General features: G+C 47.1%; 29 protein-coding genes and 1 rRNA gene. 7 read left to right on the top strand and 23 right to left on the bottom strand.

Annotated features, from left to right (window positions below; translation table 11 throughout):
- Positions 1–45: 45 nt before the first annotated feature.
- The 5 genes from CF168_RS01260 to CF168_RS01240 form a co-directional block, all read right to left on the bottom strand.
- A 16S ribosomal RNA gene (locus tag CF168_RS01260) occupies positions 46–1,588 on the bottom strand.
- Between the two features lie 478 nt (positions 1,589–2,066).
- Positions 2,067–2,648 carry a TlpA disulfide reductase family protein gene (locus tag CF168_RS01255; RefSeq protein ID WP_089066702.1) on the bottom strand — a complete coding sequence of 194 codons (582 nt, stop codon included), beginning with the start codon at positions 2,646–2,648 and terminating at the stop codon, positions 2,067–2,069.
- The gene (gene nrfF / locus CF168_RS01250) at positions 2,645–3,124 is read right to left on the bottom strand and encodes a heme lyase NrfEFG subunit NrfF (RefSeq protein WP_011621044.1); all 480 of its coding nucleotides are present in this window, start codon (positions 3,122–3,124) and stop codon (positions 2,645–2,647) included. Before nrfF ends, CF168_RS01255 begins: the two co-directional genes overlap by 4 nt.
- Complete coding sequence (locus CF168_RS01245) at positions 3,121–3,675, bottom strand: DsbE family thiol:disulfide interchange protein (RefSeq protein ID WP_089066701.1); 555 nt, start codon at positions 3,673–3,675, stop codon at positions 3,121–3,123. The genes nrfF and CF168_RS01245 overlap by 4 nt, the downstream gene beginning before the upstream one ends.
- An 11-nt stretch (positions 3,676–3,686) precedes the next feature.
- Complete coding sequence (locus CF168_RS01240; RefSeq protein WP_089066700.1) at positions 3,687–5,666, bottom strand: heme lyase CcmF/NrfE family subunit; 1,980 nt, start codon at positions 5,664–5,666, stop codon at positions 3,687–3,689.
- 399 nt (positions 5,667–6,065) lie between these two features.
- Between CF168_RS01240 and ccmI the strand changes: the two genes are divergently transcribed.
- Positions 6,066–7,313, top strand: coding sequence for a c-type cytochrome biogenesis protein CcmI (ccmI, locus tag CF168_RS01235; RefSeq protein WP_089066699.1), 1,248 nt, complete (start codon positions 6,066–6,068; stop codon positions 7,311–7,313).
- A gap of 83 nt (positions 7,314–7,396) precedes the next feature.
- Here ccmI and CF168_RS01230 read toward each other — a convergent pair whose 3' ends face one another.
- Positions 7,397–7,696 carry a c-type cytochrome gene (locus CF168_RS01230; RefSeq protein WP_011621040.1) on the bottom strand — a complete coding sequence of 100 codons (300 nt, stop codon included), beginning with the start codon at positions 7,694–7,696 and terminating at the stop codon, positions 7,397–7,399.
- Positions 7,697–8,021: 325 nt separating this feature from the next.
- On the opposite strand from CF168_RS01230, the gene ccmA reads away from it, so the two are divergent.
- The 6 genes from ccmA (at position 8,022) to CF168_RS01200 (ending at position 11,919) form a co-directional block, all read left to right on the top strand.
- Positions 8,022–8,672: a cytochrome c biogenesis heme-transporting ATPase CcmA gene (ccmA, locus tag CF168_RS01225; protein ID WP_086904164.1), complete on the top strand. Its 651-nt coding sequence runs from the start codon at positions 8,022–8,024 to the stop codon at positions 8,670–8,672.
- 11 nt (positions 8,673–8,683) lie between these two features.
- Entirely contained in the window at positions 8,684–9,370 is a 687-nt protein-coding gene (gene ccmB, locus CF168_RS01220) for a heme exporter protein CcmB (protein ID WP_011715472.1), read from the top strand.
- A gap of 1 nt (position 9,371) precedes the next feature.
- Positions 9,372–10,118: a heme ABC transporter permease gene (locus CF168_RS01215; RefSeq protein ID WP_011715471.1), complete on the top strand. Its 747-nt coding sequence runs from the start codon at positions 9,372–9,374 to the stop codon at positions 10,116–10,118.
- Positions 10,118–10,318 (top strand): heme exporter protein CcmD, encoded by a 201-nt coding sequence (ccmD, locus tag CF168_RS01210; protein WP_011621036.1) that lies wholly within the window; start codon positions 10,118–10,120, stop codon positions 10,316–10,318. The genes CF168_RS01215 and ccmD overlap by 1 nt, the downstream gene beginning before the upstream one ends.
- Positions 10,315–10,800 (top strand): cytochrome c maturation protein CcmE, encoded by a 486-nt coding sequence (ccmE, locus tag CF168_RS01205; RefSeq protein WP_011715470.1) that lies wholly within the window; start codon positions 10,315–10,317, stop codon positions 10,798–10,800. Before ccmD ends, ccmE begins: the two co-directional genes overlap by 4 nt.
- Before the next feature lie 165 nt (positions 10,801–10,965).
- Positions 10,966–11,919 (top strand): ABC transporter substrate-binding protein, encoded by a 954-nt coding sequence (locus CF168_RS01200; RefSeq protein WP_086017281.1) that lies wholly within the window; start codon positions 10,966–10,968, stop codon positions 11,917–11,919.
- Between the two features lie 65 nt (positions 11,920–11,984).
- Here CF168_RS01200 and rplQ read toward each other — a convergent pair whose 3' ends face one another.
- From rplQ to rplN, 17 genes are all read right to left on the bottom strand, one after another.
- Positions 11,985–12,380, bottom strand: coding sequence for a 50S ribosomal protein L17 (gene rplQ, locus CF168_RS01195; protein WP_011621033.1), 396 nt, complete (start codon positions 12,378–12,380; stop codon positions 11,985–11,987).
- A gap of 40 nt (positions 12,381–12,420) precedes the next feature.
- A complete protein-coding gene (locus tag CF168_RS01190; protein ID WP_011070632.1) occupies positions 12,421–13,410 on the bottom strand; it encodes a DNA-directed RNA polymerase subunit alpha in 990 nt (329 codons plus the stop codon).
- A gap of 24 nt (positions 13,411–13,434) precedes the next feature.
- Positions 13,435–14,055 (bottom strand): 30S ribosomal protein S4, encoded by a 621-nt coding sequence (gene rpsD / locus CF168_RS01185; RefSeq protein ID WP_011070631.1) that lies wholly within the window; start codon positions 14,053–14,055, stop codon positions 13,435–13,437.
- A gap of 31 nt (positions 14,056–14,086) precedes the next feature.
- Positions 14,087–14,479, bottom strand: a complete 393-nt coding sequence (gene rpsK / locus CF168_RS01180) for a 30S ribosomal protein S11 (protein ID WP_006083577.1) — start codon at positions 14,477–14,479, stop codon at positions 14,087–14,089.
- Between the two features lie 14 nt (positions 14,480–14,493).
- Entirely contained in the window at positions 14,494–14,850 is a 357-nt protein-coding gene (rpsM, locus tag CF168_RS01175) for a 30S ribosomal protein S13 (RefSeq protein ID WP_089066698.1), read from the bottom strand.
- A 115-nt stretch (positions 14,851–14,965) separates the two neighbouring features.
- On the bottom strand, positions 14,966–15,079 hold the full coding sequence (rpmJ, locus tag CF168_RS01170; RefSeq protein ID WP_006083579.1) for a 50S ribosomal protein L36: 114 nt from the start codon (positions 15,077–15,079) through the stop codon (positions 14,966–14,968).
- Between the two features lie 21 nt (positions 15,080–15,100).
- Entirely contained in the window at positions 15,101–16,441 is a 1,341-nt protein-coding gene (secY, locus tag CF168_RS01165) for a preprotein translocase subunit SecY (protein ID WP_011621032.1), read from the bottom strand.
- A gap of 7 nt (positions 16,442–16,448) precedes the next feature.
- A complete protein-coding gene (rplO, locus tag CF168_RS01160) occupies positions 16,449–16,883 on the bottom strand; it encodes a 50S ribosomal protein L15 (protein WP_011070628.1) in 435 nt (144 codons plus the stop codon).
- A gap of 3 nt (positions 16,884–16,886) precedes the next feature.
- Positions 16,887–17,069 (bottom strand): 50S ribosomal protein L30, encoded by a 183-nt coding sequence (rpmD, locus tag CF168_RS01155; RefSeq protein ID WP_007644440.1) that lies wholly within the window; start codon positions 17,067–17,069, stop codon positions 16,887–16,889.
- Between the two features lie 6 nt (positions 17,070–17,075).
- Positions 17,076–17,579, bottom strand: coding sequence for a 30S ribosomal protein S5 (rpsE, locus tag CF168_RS01150; RefSeq protein WP_007644438.1), 504 nt, complete (start codon positions 17,577–17,579; stop codon positions 17,076–17,078).
- Between the two features lie 12 nt (positions 17,580–17,591).
- Positions 17,592–17,942, bottom strand: coding sequence for a 50S ribosomal protein L18 (rplR, locus tag CF168_RS01145; RefSeq protein ID WP_011715467.1), 351 nt, complete (start codon positions 17,940–17,942; stop codon positions 17,592–17,594).
- Between the two features lie 10 nt (positions 17,943–17,952).
- Complete coding sequence (gene rplF, locus CF168_RS01140; protein WP_011715466.1) at positions 17,953–18,486, bottom strand: 50S ribosomal protein L6; 534 nt, start codon at positions 18,484–18,486, stop codon at positions 17,953–17,955.
- Between the two features lie 10 nt (positions 18,487–18,496).
- Positions 18,497–18,889, bottom strand: coding sequence for a 30S ribosomal protein S8 (rpsH, locus tag CF168_RS01135; RefSeq protein ID WP_007644434.1), 393 nt, complete (start codon positions 18,887–18,889; stop codon positions 18,497–18,499).
- A gap of 24 nt (positions 18,890–18,913) precedes the next feature.
- On the bottom strand, positions 18,914–19,219 hold the full coding sequence (rpsN, locus tag CF168_RS01130; protein WP_011621030.1) for a 30S ribosomal protein S14: 306 nt from the start codon (positions 19,217–19,219) through the stop codon (positions 18,914–18,916).
- A gap of 10 nt (positions 19,220–19,229) precedes the next feature.
- Positions 19,230–19,769 carry a 50S ribosomal protein L5 gene (rplE, locus tag CF168_RS01125; protein WP_011715464.1) on the bottom strand — a complete coding sequence of 180 codons (540 nt, stop codon included), beginning with the start codon at positions 19,767–19,769 and terminating at the stop codon, positions 19,230–19,232.
- Between the two features lie 12 nt (positions 19,770–19,781).
- On the bottom strand, positions 19,782–20,096 hold the full coding sequence (rplX, locus tag CF168_RS01120) for a 50S ribosomal protein L24 (RefSeq protein ID WP_011070623.1): 315 nt from the start codon (positions 20,094–20,096) through the stop codon (positions 19,782–19,784).
- A gap of 11 nt (positions 20,097–20,107) precedes the next feature.
- Positions 20,108–20,476 (bottom strand): 50S ribosomal protein L14, encoded by a 369-nt coding sequence (rplN, locus tag CF168_RS01115; protein ID WP_011715463.1) that lies wholly within the window; start codon positions 20,474–20,476, stop codon positions 20,108–20,110.
- Positions 20,477–20,530: the final 54 nt, after the last annotated feature.

Raw genomic sequence — 20,530 nt, 5'->3', positions numbered from 1 at the left:
GCCATCTGTGTGAACACTCAACAAACATCGAGTTAGTCGTATAGGTAAGGAGGTGATCCAGCCCCAGGTTCCCCTAGGGCTACCTTGTTACGACTTCACCCCAGTCATGAACCACAAAGTGGTGAGCGCCCTCCCGAAGGTTAAGCTACCCACTTCTTTTGCAGCCCACTCCCATGGTGTGACGGGCGGTGTGTACAAGGCCCGGGAACGTATTCACCGTGGCATTCTGATCCACGATTACTAGCGATTCCGACTTCATGGAGTCGAGTTGCAGACTCCAATCCGGACTACGACGAGCTTTGTGAGATTAGCTCCACCTCGCGGCTTTGCAACCCTCTGTACTCGCCATTGTAGCACGTGTGTAGCCCTACTCGTAAGGGCCATGATGACTTGACGTCGTCCCCACCTTCCTCCGGTTTATCACCGGCAGTCTCCCTAGAGTTCCCGCCATTACGCGCTGGCAAATAAGGATAGGGGTTGCGCTCGTTGCGGGACTTAACCCAACATTTCACAACACGAGCTGACGACAGCCATGCAGCACCTGTCTCAGAGTTCCCGAAGGCACTAAGCTATCTCTAGCGAATTCTCTGGATGTCAAGAGTAGGTAAGGTTCTTCGCGTTGCATCGAATTAAACCACATGCTCCACCGCTTGTGCGGGCCCCCGTCAATTCATTTGAGTTTTAACCTTGCGGCCGTACTCCCCAGGCGGTCTACTTAATGCGTTAGCTTGAGAGCCCAGTGTTCAAGACACCAAACTCCGAGTAGACATCGTTTACGGCGTGGACTACCAGGGTATCTAATCCTGTTTGCTCCCCACGCTTTCGTGCCTGAGCGTCAGTCTTTGTCCAGGGGGCCGCCTTCGCCACCGGTATTCCTCCAGATCTCTACGCATTTCACCGCTACACCTGGAATTCTACCCCCCTCTACAAGACTCTAGTTTGCCAGTTCGAAATGCAATTCCCAGGTTGAGCCCGGGGCTTTCACATCTCGCTTAACAAACCGCCTGCGCACGCTTTACGCCCAGTAATTCCGATTAACGCTTGGACCCTCCGTATTACCGCGGCTGCTGGCACGGAGTTAGCCGGTCCTTCTTCTGTAGGTAACGTCACAGCTGCAAGGTATTAACTTACAACCTTTCCTCCCTACTGAAAGTGCTTTACAACCCGAAGGCCTTCTTCACACACGCGGCATGGCTGCATCAGGGTTTCCCCCATTGTGCAATATTCCCCACTGCTGCCTCCCGTAGGAGTCTGGGCCGTGTCTCAGTCCCAGTGTGGCTGATCATCCTCTCAGAACAGCTAGGGATCGTCGCCTTGGTGAGCCATTACCTCACCAACTAGCTAATCCCACCTAGGTTCATCCAATCGCGAGAGGCCCGAAAGTCCCCCTCTTTCCCCCGTAGGGCGTATGCGGTATTAGCAGTCGTTTCCAACTGTTATCCCCCTCGACTGGGCAGATCCCTAGGCATTACTCACCCGTCCGCCGCTCGCCACCTCAGGAGTAAACTCCCTTGTGCTGCCGCTCGACTTGCATGTGTTAGGCCTGCCGCCAGCGTTCAATCTGAGCCATGATCAAACTCTTCAATTAAAAGTTTTGTGAATCCGAAGATTCGACTCAATGAATTCTGAATCGACTTAACTTAATAAGTCGTTGTACATATTGCTATGAACACTCATTCATTGATTTAATTCTTTGATTACTCGCCAAACGGCAGAGTAATTTCGATTAACTCAACACCTGTGAGTGTCCACACAGATTTCTTGTTTAGATTGTTAAAGAGCATTTGACCATTCACTTCGCGTTACCGCTCAGCGGGTCAGGGATGCGTATTCTACGCATTTCCCTTGTCGCGTCAAGGCGTTTTTGCAAACTTCTTGAGGCTTTCGAATCAACTGCAAATTTTGCATTCGATTCGCACTGTCACCGCGCTTGCTTTCGCTGTCTGCCGTGTCAGTGGATGCGCATTATAGGCAGCAGAACTTTTTGTGCAAGGGCTTTTTAAAAGAAAAAAGATCGCATGGCGATCTTTTCTACAATGACGTTCTTTTTACGCGCAATTTGCTGCTTAATTCAGCTTTTTCGCGCCTTTATCGATAAAACCTTGGATCAGTGATACGGCTTTTGCGTCATCCCAGTCGACAAATGATCGCACAAACGCGATCAATTGGCCGTTTTGATCGAGAATAAAGGTCGCGGGAATAGTATCTAATGGAAACACTTGCCCGAGGTTTTGTTCAGGATCGTAGTAGGAGTTAAAGTTCGCCATTCCTAATGAGGTCAGAAACGGCTGCACCTGCTGTTTGCCATCCGCATCGATAGAGATAGGTAATAGTGCAAACTCTTCCGCTTTAAACTTTGTCGCCAATCGTTCAATCGCAGGTAACTCTCTGACACAGGGAGGACACCAAGTAGCCCACATGTTTACCATTACAACTTTGCCTTTGTATTGGCTGAAATCGATAGCTTTGCCATCGACGTCACTAAAGGCAACGGGTTCGATAGGATAAGTTTTTGGTAAAACGTTAATCAGATCGACTGTCGACTCTATCGGCTTATTTGCCTGCTGCATGCCGGGGTACGCTTGGGCACCACCAGCAAAGGCAACAGTCAGACTCGCTAGGATTGCAGCTAAGGCAAATGACTTCATTTATTATCACGCTTTAATAGAGCATCAAGCGCTTTTTGATCTTCGGCGCTGATTTCAGGCTCGGTCGTGCCACCGATGCGTTGCTTGCGGATAAAGATGAAACCAATGATAAGACCGAGCAGCAACAAACCTACTGGACCTAACCAAAGAATATAAGTTTTGGTTTCCATTTTCGGTTTGTAGAGGACGAACTCACCATAACGGCTGGTCATAAACTCGATGATCTCATCATCGCCCTTGCCTTCATCGACCATCTTGTAGACTTCAAGACGCAGATCTCGGGCAACGGGTGAATTAGAGTCGATCAGGTTTTGGTTTTGACATTGTGGGCAACGTAACTCATGGGCCAGAGATAGACCGCGTTTTTGGTTTTCTGGCGATTTAAACTCGTAGGTATCGACAGGTGTCGCCATCGCCGTTGTTGCCATACTCAGCAACAACACTAAACCACCGATGATTTTTGTCAGAGTTTTCACGCTGCACCATCCTTCGCCGCTTCAGCTTGTAATTGTTGGATCATGGGGTACAGAGTTTCGCTCCACACGCGTTGGTCGATTGGACCCGCGTAACGGAAGCGAATAATACCTTTATGATCGACAATAAAGCTTTCTGGCGCGCCATACACACCCAAATCTAACCCTAAGCGTCCATCCTTATCGAAGATGTTGATATGGTATGGATCGCCTTGACGTTTCAATTCTTCCAGTGCGGGAACACGCTCATCGCGGTAGTTAATCCCGTAGATAGGCAGAATATTTTGGCGTTTCAACATGACTAAGAAAGGATGCTCATACTTACAAGATGGGCACCAAGTGGCCCATACGTTAAGTAGTGACACTTTACCTTTCAGTTGCTCATTGGTAATCATCTCGCTTGGTGTTTCGAGACGTTCCAGTTGGAAAGCCGGGATCGGCTTTCCTTCCAGAGCTGAATCCAGTTTCTGTGGATTTAAAAACAATCCTTTGTATAAAAATACCCCCATGCCAAGAAAGATGACTAATGGGATAAACAGAACCAACTTCTTCATACATTCCCCAATTATTGCGCGGTAGCTAATTTCGCTTTTTCAGCTTGTGGCTTAACCGTAGCGGCCACTTTTGAGCGATAGCGTTTATCTGATGCGGCAAAGAAACCACCGACCATCATGAATATTGCTCCAAACCATAACCAACGAACAAAAGGTTTGTAGTTCAAGCGCACAGCAAATTCAGTGCTGCTGATTGGATCGCCCATGGTGACATATAAGTCACGGAACAGACCCCAATCGATACCGGCTTCGGTCATATCCATGGTACGCACATTGTATTGGCGACGATCGGGCTTGAGTAAGGTCAGCAGTTTATCGCCTTTATAGATCTCAATTTGACCTTGCTGCGCGGTGTAGTTAGGACCGACAACGTTCTTAGTCTCGAGATACTTAAAGGTGTAACCCGCAAGCTCTTGGCTCACGCCAGGTCCCATACGCACACTCTTCTCAACCGAGTAGTTCGATACCATAGTGGCACCGATCACCGACACGGCAATACCTAAGTGGGCTAAGATCATCCCTAGCTCGCTGCGGCCCATACGTGCCACGCTCACTTCGCCGTCTTTTGGCTTAACGATGTTATAAGCGGCTCTTGCCGTCGCTAACACAATCCAAGACGCGGCAGCGATACCACAGGCAACCCAAGCATTAAACGCACCATCAACAATAAATGGTGTCACGATACCAATCGCTGCAGAGACTAATGCTGGCACCAGTAATTGACGCTTGAGCTCACCGGCTTTGGATTTCTTCCAACGGATGATTGGACCGACACCCATAAAGCCAAACAGTACAAGGACGATAGGCACAAACACAGCGTTGAAGTATGGAGGTCCAACAGAAATCTTACCCATGCCTAAGGCATCGATCAGCAGTGGATATAGAGTTCCTAACAACACAGTACCCGCTGCAACCGTGAGTAACACGTTACAGACTAACAGCATGGTTTCTTTTGATTTCAGCTCGAAACGTGCAGGGCTGCTCATTTCACTGGCGCGGAAGGCGAACAGCGTGAGTGAACCACCAATCGCTAGACCCAGTAGTAACAGAATGAACATACCGCGGCTTGGATCGGCTGCAAACGAGTGTACTGAAGTCAATACACCAGAACGCACGATAAAGGTGCCGAGTAAGCTTAAAGAGAACGCGAAGATAGACAGTAATACGGTCCAGTTACGGAACGCACCACGTTTTTCGGTCACGATCAGTGAATGCACTAATGCTGTACCGACTAACCAAGGCATAAAGGAAGCGTTTTCTACGGGATCCCAGAACCACCAGCCGCCCCAGCCCAATTCGTAGTATGCCCACCAAGAACCTAATGCAATACCGCCTGTGAGGAAAATCCAAGCGGCTAAGGTCCAAGGACGTGACCAACGTGCCCAAGCAGAGTCAAGGTGACCACTCATGAGAGCGGCAATCGCAAACGCGAAGCTTACCGAGAAGCCCACATAACCTAAGTACAGCATAGGTGGATGGAAGATTAAGCCCACGTCCTGCAGCATTGGGTTTAAGTCACGACCTTCGGCTGGCATTGGGAATAGGCGTTCAAATGGGCTAGAGGTGAGTAGCATAAATAAGCTGAAGCCAATCACGATCAGCGCCAGTACCGCTAAAACCCTAGCGGTGAACACTTCTTCTAAGCCTTTACTGAATAAGGCAACCGAAGCCGCCCAGGTCGATAGCGCAAACACCCAGAACAGCAGTGACCCTTCATGACCGCCCCATACGGCCGCAATCTTAAAGAAGATAGGTAACTGGGAGTTCGAGTGATGTGCCACATAGGCAACGGAGAAGTCATCAACGGCGAAGCTGTAACCAAGAGATACTACGGATAAAGCGATAAAAAAGAACATTCCGTAGGTTAACGGCCAAGCATACCTCACTAGATATTGGTCTTTACGGGCAACACCTATAAGGGGAACGCTGACTAATAAGAAGGCGAATGCCACTCCTATAATCAGCGAAAAGTGTCCAAGTTCTGGGATCATGGGTTTTCCTCAGTCTCTAATAATATGTTGATTTAGAAAGACTCTAGACCAACGCACAACATGCTGTTCACACAAATGCACGAAATTTTGTTCATTTTAGTATTTGCTATTGTTCCTGTCTGCCTCTTTCATACAAAACTGGGTGACTTGTCTCATTCTCGATTTTTGTCGAAATGGAGCCATCACAGGCCTACAGTTTTGCATGTGACAGATAAATGAGCCTTAAGTTTCATACAAAATTTACCTGATGGATCAATTTGTGAACCAGTGCCCAACTCTCAGTTTTCACTGCGTTGAAGGTCTTATATTACTGTTCAATGAATAATCTTTACGTATAATCTTGCTTCCAAGCCGGCGGTAACAACCGCTTTTATGCAAACTAAAGTGAATATAGAAACAATGACGACATTTTGGATTTTTATTGCGCTTGTTGTGTTGGTCAGCTTAACGCTGATCTGGATCCCGCATTTCAGACAGCAAAAGTTGTTACGCACTGAAGAAGCCGGCGTTCGCAGACAAACTAACCTTGAATTGTTCAATGAACGTCTTGCCACTCTTGAGAAAGAACTCAATGAAGAACTGCTCGACCAAGCTGAATTTGATGCGCTGAAGAAAGAGCTAGAAATCAGCCTGCTCCAAGACATCAAACAAGCGAGCGATGATTCACTCGTCAACCAGATCAAACCTAAGAGCATTTTATGGCCATCGGTCATGTCGGTCTGCTTGATTGCGATTTCAGGTTACCTCTATCAGCACTTGGGTGCCTTTGAGAATATCGGCAACACTCAACCTGCTAACCCACATGCGGGTATGGACGCGGCGCAAATCATGGCGCAGCGCGTACAGATGATGGAAGCTCAAATACAAGCCGAACCTGAAAACAGCCAAGCTTGGTTCAGCCTAGGTCACGCTTATATCTCTGCTAACCAATTCGATAAAGCTGTAGCAGCCTTCGATAAGGTGATGGAATTAGTCGGTAAACACGCTGAATTAATTGGTCCAAAAGCAACAGCCTTGTACTATAAAGCGGGTCAGCAAATGACACCGCAAATTCAAGCCTTAATCGATGAATCTTTAGCATTAGATCCACAGGATCCATCAACCTTACTGCTCGTGGGTATGGATGCTTTCTTCACCGCTAACTATCAAAAAGCCATTGATTCATGGCAAACCATTCTCAATAGCGACCGCACCGATGTAGACCGTGCCGCGCTGATGAATGCCATTGAAACGGCAAACCTGCGTATGCAAGGCGAAACCGCTGGCATGCCAAACGATGATGTCCACAAGCAGGCAAAAGTTGCGACTAAGTCTGTAAGTATTGCGATTTCAATTTCACCTGAACTGGCCGCACAAGCTGGCCCTGATGACACTATCTTCGTCTTCGCCCGTGCTACTGAAGGTCCTAAAGTGCCATTAGCGGCAACTAAGGTGAGCGCAAAATCTTTACCGGTAACAGTAACGCTCGATGACAGCACGGGTATGGGTGGCGATGTGAAACTGAGCCAAACTGCGAGTGTTGAAGTGATTGCGGTGTTGTCTAAGCATGGCAATATCAAACCTCAAGCAGGTGATATTCAAGGCAAGGTCAGCAAAGTGAATGTGGGTGACACTGCAAGCTTAGTGTTAGATACCCAAGTGCAATAAATTATCCGCACCTAGCGCTAAGTTTCGGCTTAGCGCAGACATAAAAAAACCGGCTAATGCCGGTTTTTTTAACACTGCAAAAATTACTGAGCTTTAGACATAAACTCGATAGCTGCTTTGTAATCTTCGTCAGTACAATCAGTACACATACCACCTGGTGGCATTGCGTTTAAGCCAGTTTTTACACTGTGTAACAGAGTGTCCATACCTTTTGCTAAGCGTGGTTCCCACTCAGCAGCGTTGTGCGCCTTTGGAGCACCAGCAACACCCATGCTGTGGCATACGGTACATGCCTTGTTGAAAATAGCTTCAGCATCTTGAGCTGAAACGTTGACTGACATAGTCAAAGCAGCGACTGCAGTCATTGCTAACAGTTTTTTCATGTTCAATGTTCCTAATGCAAATACGTACAAAGCTCTCGCTGCCCTTTGAGGCAGACTCATTATAGCGAACTAAGATTACTACAAACTTCAATAAATCTCATCTTTTTGTGATTAGAATCTCAGCACAAATGATATAAGGCGACAAGCGTGACAAATTCGTTAATATATTAGCAAGTATTAAAAAAGTTCGATTAGTTCGAGAAATATTGCGGTTATTGGAACCACATCAAATTGCTGACATCTAGTATTAAGCAAGTGTAAACCCCGCAATATCGTTTGTGTTAGAATCACTTGTGTTTCCTTCCGGCTTGAGATAGAGGGTTCAGTGACAAATATAACTTCAGTAAACACACTGGTATCGGCGAGCAAGCTGACATGTATCCGCGAAGAACGCATCCTGTTTGATGAATTAAGTTTTGATATTAATGCTGGCGATATCGTCCAGATCGAAGGCCCAAATGGCGCCGGCAAAACCAGTTTATTACGTATATTGGCAGGCTTATCTCGTCCCTACGCTGGACAAACTTTTTATCTCAATGAAGATATTAACCGTTGCCGCGACGAATATAACGAAGACCTATTGTATTTAGGCCATCTTGCCGGGGTGAAATCCGAATTAACCGCTGAAGAAAACCTTAACTTCAATTTAAGAATCAGTGGCTATGATGATTTCGATACTTCCGCCATTCTCGCTAAAGTGAATTTAGCCGGGTTTGAGGAAGCTCTCGCCGGGCATTTATCCGCTGGTCAACACCGCCGTACAGCACTAGCCAGACTCTGGCACAATGACTGTAAAGTGTGGATCCTCGATGAGCCTTTTACCGCAATCGATAAAAGAGGTGTCGAAGAGCTTGAACAGTTATTTATTCAACATGCGGATAATGGTGGCTGCGTGATCCTCACCACTCACCAAGATATGGGCATTATCAAAGATGATAGGCTTCGTAAAATTCGTCTAGATTATCGCTTCGTATAAGGTTTGGCATAATGAAAAGAGGCATCAGCTTTACCCAAGCGTTTTTAACATTACTGCAGCGGGATCTAAAAATCGCCATTCGTCACCGCGGCGATATCTTTAATCCCTTGTTATTCTTCATCATGGTTGTGACTCTATTCCCTTTGGGAATTGGTCCTGAACCACAAATGCTAGCCCGTATTGCTCCTGGGATTATTTGGGTTGCGGCATTACTGGCGTCTATGCTTTCACTCGAGCGTCTATTTAAAGCCGACTTTAGCGATGGCAGCTTAGAGCAAATGCTACTCAGCCCACAGCCACTCTCGGTATTGGTATTGGCCAAAGTATTAGCCCACTGGCTACTGACTGGCGTGCCACTGATTATTATCGCGCCCTTGCTGGCGGTGCTGCTCAATTTAGACGCCAACAGTTATGGTGCGCTGATTGCAACACTCGCACTGGGCACACCAGTATTATCCCTCTTAGGCGCAATTGGTGTGGCCCTAACCGTGGGTCTGCGTAAAGGCGGCGTGTTACTGAGTCTGCTTATTTTACCACTTTATATTCCTGTGCTGATTTTCGCGACCAGCGCCATAGATGCTGCAGGAATGAATTTACCCTATGATGGTCAGCTCGCTATAATTGGCGCCATGTTGATCGGTTCGTTAACCTTAGCACCCTTTGCAATTGGTGCATCTCTGCGAGTGAGTACTAACTAAAATGTGGAAATGGTTACACCCTTACGCGGATCCTGAGCGCGCTTACAAATTATCAGGAACATTATTTCCATGGTTTGCCACCTTAGCCTGCCTTTTTATTGCCGTCGGCACGGTATGGGGATTAATGTTTGCTCCAACAGATTATCAACAGGGCGACAGCTACCGGATTATCTTTATCCATGTTCCAGCAGCCTCAATGTCAATGGCCGCCTACATGGGTATGGCGACAGCCGCATTTATCGGCCTCGTATGGCAAATTAAACTGGCTGATTGGGCCGCCGCATCCATTGCACCTATTGGTGCCGTGATTACCTTTATCGCCCTCTTTACTGGTGCGACTTGGGGTAAGCCCATGTGGGGGACTTGGTGGGTATGGGATGCGCGTCTAACGTCTGAATTAGTTCTGCTATTCCTCTACTTGGGCGTTATCTCGCTCTATGCTTCCTTCGAAGACAAAGTGCTGGCAGCACGTGCAGCAGGGATCTTAGCGATCGTCGGCGTGATCAACATTCCGATCATCAAATACTCTGTGGAATGGTGGAGCTCACTGCACCAACCGTCCACCATTAAAATTACCTCTAAATCGACTATGTCGAGTGAAATGTTGTACCCACTTTTAATCAATATTTTAGGTTTCGGCCTTATGATAGGGGCTATCACTATTGTGAGATTTAGAGCAGAAATCTTAGCAAGAAACGGCATGCGCCCTTGGGTGCGTGAACTTGCCAAAGCTGAGGAGGTCAAATAATGCAATTCGATTCTATCAGTGATTTTTTTAACATGGGTGGCTATGCCTTTTATGTATGGCTTGCCTATGGCGTGACCTTCTTCTGTTTATCGACGCTGATCATCACTAGTGCGCGCCAAAAGCGCAAAGTACTGATTGAAATCGCGAAGAAGATGAACCGCGAAGAACGCCTTAAAGAGACTAGGAGTACCAAATCGTGAACCCAAGACGCAAAAAGAGACTGACGTTAGCTGTAGCATTAATCGGTGGCGTAGCCGCGATTGCTTCGCTTCTGCTGTATGCGCTGAACTCCAACTTAAACTTATTCTATACACCGTCGGAGATCGTACACGGTAAAACCGATACCGGTGTTAAACCCGAAGCGGGCCAACGTATTCGCGTAGGCGGTATGGTAACGGTTGGTTCTATGGTGCGCGATCCAAACAGCCTGCACGTGCAATTTGCCGTGCATGACTCATTAGGTGGCGAAATTCTCGTGACCTATGACGATCTGCTGCCGGATCTGTTCCGCGAAGGCCAAGGTATTGTGGCACAAGGTGTATTAGGTGAAGACGGCAAATTGGCCGCAACCGAAGTACTGGCTAAGCATGACGAAAACTACATGCCGCCAGAAGTGGCCGAAGCCATGGGCCAAAAACATGAAAAGTTAGATTACAGCCAGCAAAAATCGGCGGCGCAATAATCGCCATGCTGTAAATTTAGATAAACAAAGAGCCTCTTCGGAGGCTTTTTTATTGTCCATTCACAATTAACGGCTGAACTATACTCAAGACAGTTTTCCAGCAGGACGCTGTCTATGAATGTGATTAAGCCATTTAACAAAAGATGGCGACTGTTGCTACTCCTAATGCTCACCAGTCACCCGCTGATGCTCTACGCTGCTAAAGTGGTGGTTATCGAAAGTTACCATCAAGGCTATCAGTGGGATAAAGAATACTATCAAGCCATTACCGATAAACTGACACCACAACATCAAGTTAGCCACTTTGAGATGGACACTAAGCGCTTAGCTAAAGAGCGCTACGCCGAGCGTGCAGAACTCGCTTGGCAATTTATTGTGGAGCAACAACCACAACTTGTGATCCTTGCCGATGACAACGCCGTTCATTATCTCCATAAACGCCTCAATCACGGCCAAATTCCCGTGGTTTACCTCGAGGTGAATATGAATCCTCGGGAATACCATTTAAATGAACATAGACGCTTCACAGGCGTGCTAGAGCGCCCCTTACTCAAGCGTTCCTTACTCTTACTCGAGAGATTATTGCCACAAGCCAAGCATCGTAAAATCCTAGTGCTCTTCGATGGCAGCAATACTTCGAAAATCGCGGCCGAGTACATCAGTAAGCAACCATCAAGCATGTTAAGTGATATCGAAGTTCACATTCTCCAGCTAGCCCAATTAGCAGAGTGGCAACAACAAGTCAGAGCGGCAAAGGATAATGGTTATAGTGCAATTGTAGTGGCGCTGTATCACGCAGTCAGAGATGAACACGATCAATCAGTGGATGCCGATAACTTGCTCGAATGGATTGCTAACCACACGCCGGTGCCGAATTTCGGCTTTTGGGGATTTAGCATCTATGCCAATGGCAATCTAGGTGGCTATGTGCTCGATGGCTATCATCATGGCTCAATCGCTGCGGACATGGCCCTTAGAATACTCACAGGAGAAAAGCCTGAGAACATCTTCCCTATCACGGATGCTCTTGGCCAATATCGATTTAGCCGTGCAGCGATAAAGAAATGGCAACTCAAACTGCCAAAGGAAATTGAGAAACAAACGACTTGGGTTGATTAAAGAAGAAACGCTAAAAACAAAAAAACCGGGCTTAGAGCCCGGTTTTTCAATCTTTGTAACCTTAATTACTCAGCAGCTTCAACTTCAACAGCTTGAGCAGCTTCTGGACGACCTACTAGCTCGATGTAAGCCATTGGGGCTTTATCACCAGCACGTAAACCGCACTTAAGGATACGGGTGTAGCCACCAGGACGTTCCTGGTAACGTGGACCCAATTCAGTGAATAACTTACCTACGACTTCAGCGTCGCGAGTACGTGCAAACGCTAAACGACGGTTTGCAACGCTGTCACTCTTAGCAAGTGTTATCAGAGGCTCAACTACGCGACGCAGTTCTTTCGCTTTAGCTACGGTTGTCTTGATGATCTCATGACGAACCAGTGAGCTTGCCATGTTACGGAACATAGCTTGGCGGTGGCTGCTGTTGCGGTTAAGTTGACGACCACTCTTACGATGGCGCATGACCTAATCCTTATAACCTAAATCTGTACAAACCTGAGACTTATAGGTCGTCTGCTAAACTAGCTGGAGGCCAGTTTTCCAGACGCATACCTAACGACAGTCCGCGAGAAGCTAAAACGTCCTTAATTTCAGTAAGAGATTTCTTACCTAAGTTAGGGGTCTTCAGCAGCTCAACTTCAGTACGCTGTACCAGATCTCCGATGTAATGAATCGCTTCGGCTTTCAAACAGTTAGCCGAACGTACAGTTAGCTCTAAATCGTCGACAGGACGCAACAGAATCGGATCGAACTCCGGCTTCTCTTCTTTCATTTCTGGCTCAGTCACGTCGCGCAGCTCAACAAACGCATCCAGCTGTTCAGCTAAGATGGTTGCAGAACGACGGATAGCTTCCTCAGGATCGATAGTACCGTTAGTGGTCATATCGATAACGAGTTTATCCAAGTCAGTACGCTGTTCCACACGAGCTGCTTCTACATTGTAGGCAATACGTGCAACTGGCGAGAAAGAAGCATCAACCAGCAAGCGGCCGATTGGGCGATCATCGTCTTCAGTCTGTGCACGAGCAGATGCTGGCACATAACCACGACCACGCTCAACGCGAATACGCATGCTGATATCATTGTTACCTGTTAAATGACAGATAACATGATCAGGATTCACGATAGTGACATCACCATCATGCGTGATATCTGCTGCGATGACAGGGCCTGCGCCGGACTTGCTTAATGTAAGCATAGCCTCGTCTTTACCCTCGATAGTCACTGCTAACCCTTTCAGGTTCAGCAAGATTTCAAGGATATCTTCTTGTACGCCTTCCTTACTGCTGTATTCGTGCAGTACGCCGTCAATCTCGACTTCGGTAACCGCGCAGCCGGGCATAGACGACAATAGGATGCGACGCAACGCGTTACCTAAAGTGTGGCCGAAACCACGCTCAAGCGGTTCCAAAGTAACCTTGGCACGTGTTGAGTTAACCTGCTCGATATCAACGAGACGCGGTTTAAGAAATTCTGTAACAGAACCCTGCATTGTGTCCTCTCTTGTTTGTTAGCCTTACTTAGAGTAAAGCTCGACGATCAGCTGTTCGTTAATTTCCGCAGACAAATCGCTACGTTCTGGAATACGCTTGAAAGCACCTTCCATTTTCGCGCTGTCGACTTCAACCCATGTAGGCTTCTCGCGTTGAGCTGCCACTTCTAAAGCTGCTTTGATACGAGCTTGAGTACGTGACTTTTCACGGATGCTTACAACATCATTCGCAGACACTTTGAATGACGGAATGTTAACAACACGACCGTTTACCATAACTGACTTATGGCTCACTAGCTGACGTGATTCTGCACGAGTCGCACCGAAACCCATACGATAAACAACGTTATCTAAACGAGTTTCTAAAAGTTGCAACAGGTTCTCACCAGTGTTGCCTTTCAGACGTGCAGCCTCTTTGTAGTAGTTACGGAATTGTTTTTCTAACACACCGTAAATACGACGAACTTTTTGTTTTTCGCGTAACTGTAAACCGTACTCTGACAGACGTGGCTTACGAGCGCCATGCTGTCCAGGTGCTGATTCCAGTTTACACTTTGAATCGATTGCTCTCACACCGCTTTTTAAGAAAAGGTCAGTACCTTCTCGGCGGCTGAGCTTGAGCTTGGGACCCAAGTATCTTGCCATGATCTTTCTCCAACTATCCTAATGAAACGCGTTATACACGACGCTTTTTAGGAGGACGACAACCATTATGAGGGATCGGCGTCACATCGGTAATGTTGGTAATTTTGTAACCAACAGCGTTCAGCGCACGAATGGCTGATTCACGACCTGGACCTGGACCCTTCACAAACACTTCAAGGTTTTTTAAACCGTAGTCTTGAGCAGCAGCACCTGCACGCTCAGCAGCTACCTGTGCAGCAAATGGAGTAGATTTACGTGAACCACGGAAACCTGAACCACCTGAAGTAGCCCATGACAACGCATTACCTTGACGATCTGTAATGGTGACAATTGTGTTGTTGAAAGAAGCATGGATATGAGCCATGCCATCTGCAACCTGTTTACGTACGCGCTTACGCGGAGAACGTGACGGAACTTTAGCCATTGTCTACCTTCCCGTTACTTCTTGATTGGTTTACGTGGACCTTTACGCGTACGCGCATTGGTCTTAGTACGTTGCCCACGAAGAGGCAGGCTACGACGATGGCGGAGACCACGATAACAACCAAGATCCATAAGACGCTTGATGTTCATAGAAATCTCACGACGTAAGTCACCTTCTACTAAGTATTTGGCAACTTCTTCGCGTAGGGTGTCGATTTGAGCTTCGCTCAATTCCTTGATCTTAGCAGTTTCAGCAATTGCTGTAGCCGCGCAGATTGCTCTAGCGCGAGTACGGCCGATGCCGAAAATTGCAGTCAATGCGATGACTGTATGCTTTTGATCAGGAATGTTAATGCCAGCGATACGGGCCACTATGCACTCCTTAAGTTAAAGGCCAACTGCGAAAAGCCCGAAAGGATACTCGACAGTTGACAGATTTGCAAACAATATTTTGTTCAGCCCAACATTGGGCTGAACAATCTTTCTATTAGCCTTGACGCTGTTTGTGTTTTGGTTCAACACAGATAACGCGTACAACGCCACTACGCTTGACGATCTTGCAGTTACGGCAGATCTTCTTCACGGAAGCTCGAACTTTCATTTCATCACTCCGTAAAGCTACTTAGCGACCAAAGCGATCTAAGTTCGCTTTGTTTACTAGGTTAGCTTTCTTCATCACAGACTCATACTGATGTGACATCATATGGGTCTGAACCTGAGCCATGAAGTCCATGATTACGACTACCATAATTAGTAGTGAAGTACCGCCAAAATAGAACTGTACTTTCCACGCAATTAACATGAACTCCGGAATTAAACAGATAAAGGTAATGTATAACGCGCCAGCTAATGTCAGGCGAGTCATTACTTTATCAATGTAACGCGAAGTCTGTTCTCCAGGACGGATCCCAGGGATGAATGCACCACTCTTCTTCAGGTTATCTGCTGTTTCACGTGGGTTAAATACCAACGCAGTATAGAAGAAACAGAAGAAGATAATCGCTGCTGCATACAATAATGAGTAAAGCGGTTGTCCTGGTGACACAGCCAGTGAAAAATCACTTAACCATGACATAGACTCATTTTGACCAAACCACTGAGCCAGTGTGCCTGGGAACAAAATGATGCTTGACGCAAAAATTGGGGGAATTACACCCGCCATGTTTATTTTCAGCGGCAAGTGAGTAGATTGCGCAGCGAACACCTTACGGCCTTGCTGGCGCTTAGCGTAGTTAACGACGATACGACGTTGACCACGTTCTACAAACACCACGAAATAAGTCACAGCAAAAATAATTACCGCGAGCAACAACAATACTAACACATTCAGGTCACCTTGACGCGCCTGCTCAGCCGTTTGGCCGATAGCGGAAGGTAATCCAGCAACAATACCTGCGAAAATTAAAATCGAGATACCGTTACCTATACCTCGTTCGGTAATTTGCTCACCTAGCCACATGAGGAACATGGTTCCTGTTACTAAGCTCACAACCGCTACAAAGTAGAAACCGAATCCAATGTTGACCACAAGGCCAGGGACTAAGTTTGGTAACCCTGTTGCAATACCGATCGACTGGAATGTACCCAGCACCAACGTACCCCAACGTGTATACTGACTGATTTTTTTACGTCCAGACTCGCCTTCTTTTTTCAATTCAGCGAGTGCAGGATGCACAACAGTCAATAACTGCATGATAATCGACGCCGAAATATACGGCATGATACCTAATGCAAAGATAGAAGCACGGGAAAGAGCACCACCCGAGAACATGTTAAACATGCCAAGGATGGTACCTTTTTGCTGAGCAAACAGCTCTGCTAATACAGCTGCGTCAATACCAGGAATTGGCACAAACGAACCGGCTCTAAAGACGATAATCGCACCAATCACGAACAGGAGGCGAGCTTTCAACTCAGAAAGTCCACCTTTCGCGCTTTTTAAATCAAGTCCTGGTTTTGCCATCGACGTATTATTCCTCGATCTTACCGCCAGCAGCTTCAATCGCTGCACGTGCACCTTTGGTTACCTTCAGACCTTTTACGGTCACTGGGCGCTCAATGGTACCTGAAAGAACGATTTTCGCAAACTGGATGTTGCGAGTAATAACGTTCGCATCTTTCAGAGCGTTTAAGTCGATAACATCACCGTTAACTTTAGCCAGTTCGAGTACACGAACTTCAGCTGTTACCATAGCGCGACGCGAGGTAAAACCAAATTTAGGTAAACGGATCTTAAGTGGCATCTGACCACCCTCGAAGCCTGGGCGTACACCGCCACCGCTACGAGATTTTTGGCCTTTGTGACCACGACCAGCAGTTTTACCTAAGCCTGAACCCATACCACGGCCTACACGCTTTGGTGCATGCTTAGCGCCTGCAGCTGGAGATAGAGTATTTAAACGCATCTATTAATCCTCCACCTTAACCATGTAGTAGACCTTGTTGATCATACCGCGAACTGAAGGAGTATCTTCTAATTCAACAGTGTGACCAATGCGACGCAGACCAAGACCAGTTAAGGTCGCACGGTGCTTTGGTAAACGACCGATAGCACTTTTAGTCTGAGTAACTTTTACAGTTTTAGTTGCCATGGTGCATTACCCCCGAATTTCGTCAACATTCAGGCCACGCTTAGCTGCGATTTGCGAAGGTGACTTCATGTGCACCAGAGCATCTACAGTCGCGCGAACGATGTTGATCGGGTTAGTAGAACCGTATGCTTTTGACAGAACGTTATGAACGCCTGCTACTTCTAATACGGCACGCATTGCGCCACCGGCGATAATACCGGTACCCTGTGATGCTGGTTGCATGTATACACGTGAACCAGTATGACGACCTTTAACTGGGTGATGCAGAGTGCCTGCATTCAACTCAACGGTCACCATGTTACGACGGGCTTTTTCCATAGCTTTTTGAATCGCTGCTGGAACTTCGCGCGCTTTACCATAGCCATAGCCGACCTTACCGTTACCATCACCCACTACTGTTAGTGCAGTGAAGCTAAAGATACGACCGCCCTTAACTACTTTAGAAACACGATTAACTGCAATTAATTTCTCTTGCAGATCGTCTTTTTGCTGAGCTTCTAATTTAGCCATTTTTATAACCCCTTAGAACTGGAGGCCAGCTTCACGAGCAGCATCTGCCAGAGCAGCTACACGACCGTGATACTTGAAACCAGAACGATCGAACGCAACAGTCGTTACGCCTTTCTCGATCGCGCGTTCAGCAATAAATTTACCTACTGCTTTAGCCGCGTCTACGTTACCGGTACTCTTCAGTTGCTCTTTAACCGCTTTTTCCACGGTTGAAGCAGCTGCCACCACCTGAGCTTCAGGATTGATCACCTGAGCATAAATGTGACGCGGTGTACGATGTACAACCAGACGGTTCACGCCCAGCTCTTGGATCTTCTTACGAGCGCGAATAGCGCGACGTAAGCGAGATGTTTTCTTATCCATATCGCGTTACCTACTTCTTCTTAGCCTCTTTACGGCGTACTTCTTCGTCGTCATAGCGAACACCCTTGCCTTTGTATGGCTCTGGTGGACGGTATCCGCGAATCTCAGCAGCGACTTGGCCAATTAACTGCTTATCAACGCCACGTAGGACGATGTCAGTTTGGCTTGGACACTCTGCAGTAACGCCTGCGGGCAGTTTGTGTACTAACGGATGAGAGAAACCTAAAGTCAGGTCAATGTCAGAACCGACGAGCTTCGCACGGTAACCAACGCCAACTAACTTTAACTTACGCTCAAAACCTTGAGATACACCAACAACCATGTTGTTTACTAATGCACGTGTGGTACCAGCCTGTGCCCAAGCGCCAACAGCGCCTTCAACAGGTAGGAACTTGATCACGCCATCTTCAATAACAACATTGACCGCATTGTTGATCACTCGAGTCAGACTTCCTTTCGCGCCTTTGACGGTCAGGGTCTGTTCGTTTAAGGTCACCTCTACGCCAGCTGGAATAGATACTGGTGCTTTTGCTACACGAGACATTCCTAGCTCCTTATGCTACGTAGCAGATAACCTCGCCACCCATGCCTGCAAGGCGGGCGGCACGATCAGTCATCAGGCCTTTAGAAGTGGACACAATTGCGACACCCAGTCCGCCCATCACTTTTGGTAACTCGTTTTTACCTTTGTAAATACGAAGACCAGGACGGCTTACGCGCTGGATAGTCTCAACGACTGGTTGGCCTTGGAAATACTTTAAAGTGATTTCCAGTTCAGGCTTGGCTTCATCTGCTACGGCGTAATCAGCGATGTAACCTTCTTCTTTAAGCAGTTTCGCGATAGCGACTTTCAGCTTAGCAGAAGGCATCTTCACAGATACTTTGTTAGCAGCTTGGCCGTTACGAATACGGGTTAACATATCCGCAATAGGATCTTGCATGCTCATATTAGCTTACTCCGTGACAAGTGCTTACCAGCTAGCCTTACGCAGGCCAGGAACTTCACCACGCATGGTTGCTTCACGTAACTTGATACGGCTTAAACCGAACTTACGCAGGAAACCATGTGGGCGACCAGTTTGATTACAACGATTGCGTTGACGCGATGCGCTGGAATCACGTGGTAGAGCTTGCAGCTTTAATACTGCATCCCAACGGTCTTCGTCTGAAGAAGCTGGATTTGCAATAATTGCTTTCAGAGCAGCGCGCTTTTCAGCGAACTTAGCTACGAGCTGTGCACGCTTTGCTTCACGTGCTTTCATTGATGTTTTTGCCATTACGCTACCCTTATTTCTTGAATGGGAAGTTAAAAGCGTCTAACAAAGCACGACCTTCTTCGTCAGAATTCGCAGAGGTAGTGATAACAATATCCATACCGCGAATTTTATCGATTTTATCGTAATCGATTTCTGGGAAAATGATCTGCTCACGCACGCCCATTGCGTAGTTACCACGGCCGTCGAACGCTTTAGCGCTCAGACCACGGAAGTCACGAATACGTGGGATTGCGATGTCAACTAAACGCTCTAAGAATTCCCACATACGCTCACCGCGCAGGGTCACTTTACAGCCAATAGGGTAGCCTTCACGGATTTTAAAACCAGCAACTGATTTACGAGCAACAGTCACTACTGGTTTTTGACCAGCGATTGCAGTCATGTCACGAACAGCATGTTCCATAACTTTTTTGTCTGCAACGGCTTCGCCAACACCCATGTTCAGGGTGATTTTCTCAATCCGAGGGACTTGCATGACACTGGTATAACCGAACTTTTTAGTCAGTTCAGCGACAACAGTCTCTTGATATTTATCATGCAGTTTCGCCATCGTTTACTCCAGTTACTTAACGAGTTCACTGTTCGATTTAAAGAAACGAACTTTTTTGCCGTCTTCAAATCGGAAACCAACACGATCCGCCTTGCCAGTGACAGGGTTAAAGATCGCAACATTTGATGCTTGAATCGGTGCTTCTTTCTCAACAATACCACCGGCTACACCCAGTTGTGGGTTTGGCTTTTGGTGTTTCTTGACAAGATTGATGCCTTCAACAATTAACTTACCAGTAGGTAATACTTGAGCAACTTTAGCGCGTTTGCCCTTGTCTTTACCTGCTAATACGATTACTTCGTCTTGACGACGGATTTTAGCTGCCATTTTGAAGCTCCTTACAGTACTTCTGGTGCCAGCGAGACAATCTTCATGAACTGCTCAGAGCGCAATTCACGTGTCACTGGTCCAAAGATACGAGTGCCAATCGGCTGCAGGTTGTTGTTCAGAAGAACTGCTGCATTCCGATCGAAGCGAATGACAGAACCGTCTGGACGACGTACGCCTTTCTTAGTACGGACTACCACCGCGTTATACACATCACCTTTCTTCGCTTTAGCGCGAGGAATTGCTTCTTTAACAGAAACCTTGATGATGTCGCCGATACCGGCATAACGACGATGAGAGCCACCCAAGACCTTAATACACTGAACTCTGCGTGCGCCGCTGTTACATGCGACGTCAAGAGTCGATTGCATTTGGATCATTTTAAGTGCTCCGCTATCGTTACTACACAATTCCCACAATTGGGACTATAAACA

The sequence above is a fragment of the Shewanella bicestrii genome (assembly GCF_002216875.1).
GTDB lineage: Bacteria > Pseudomonadota > Gammaproteobacteria > Enterobacterales > Shewanellaceae > Shewanella > Shewanella seohaensis.
This window is presented reverse-complemented; position numbering and strand designations above follow the sequence as displayed.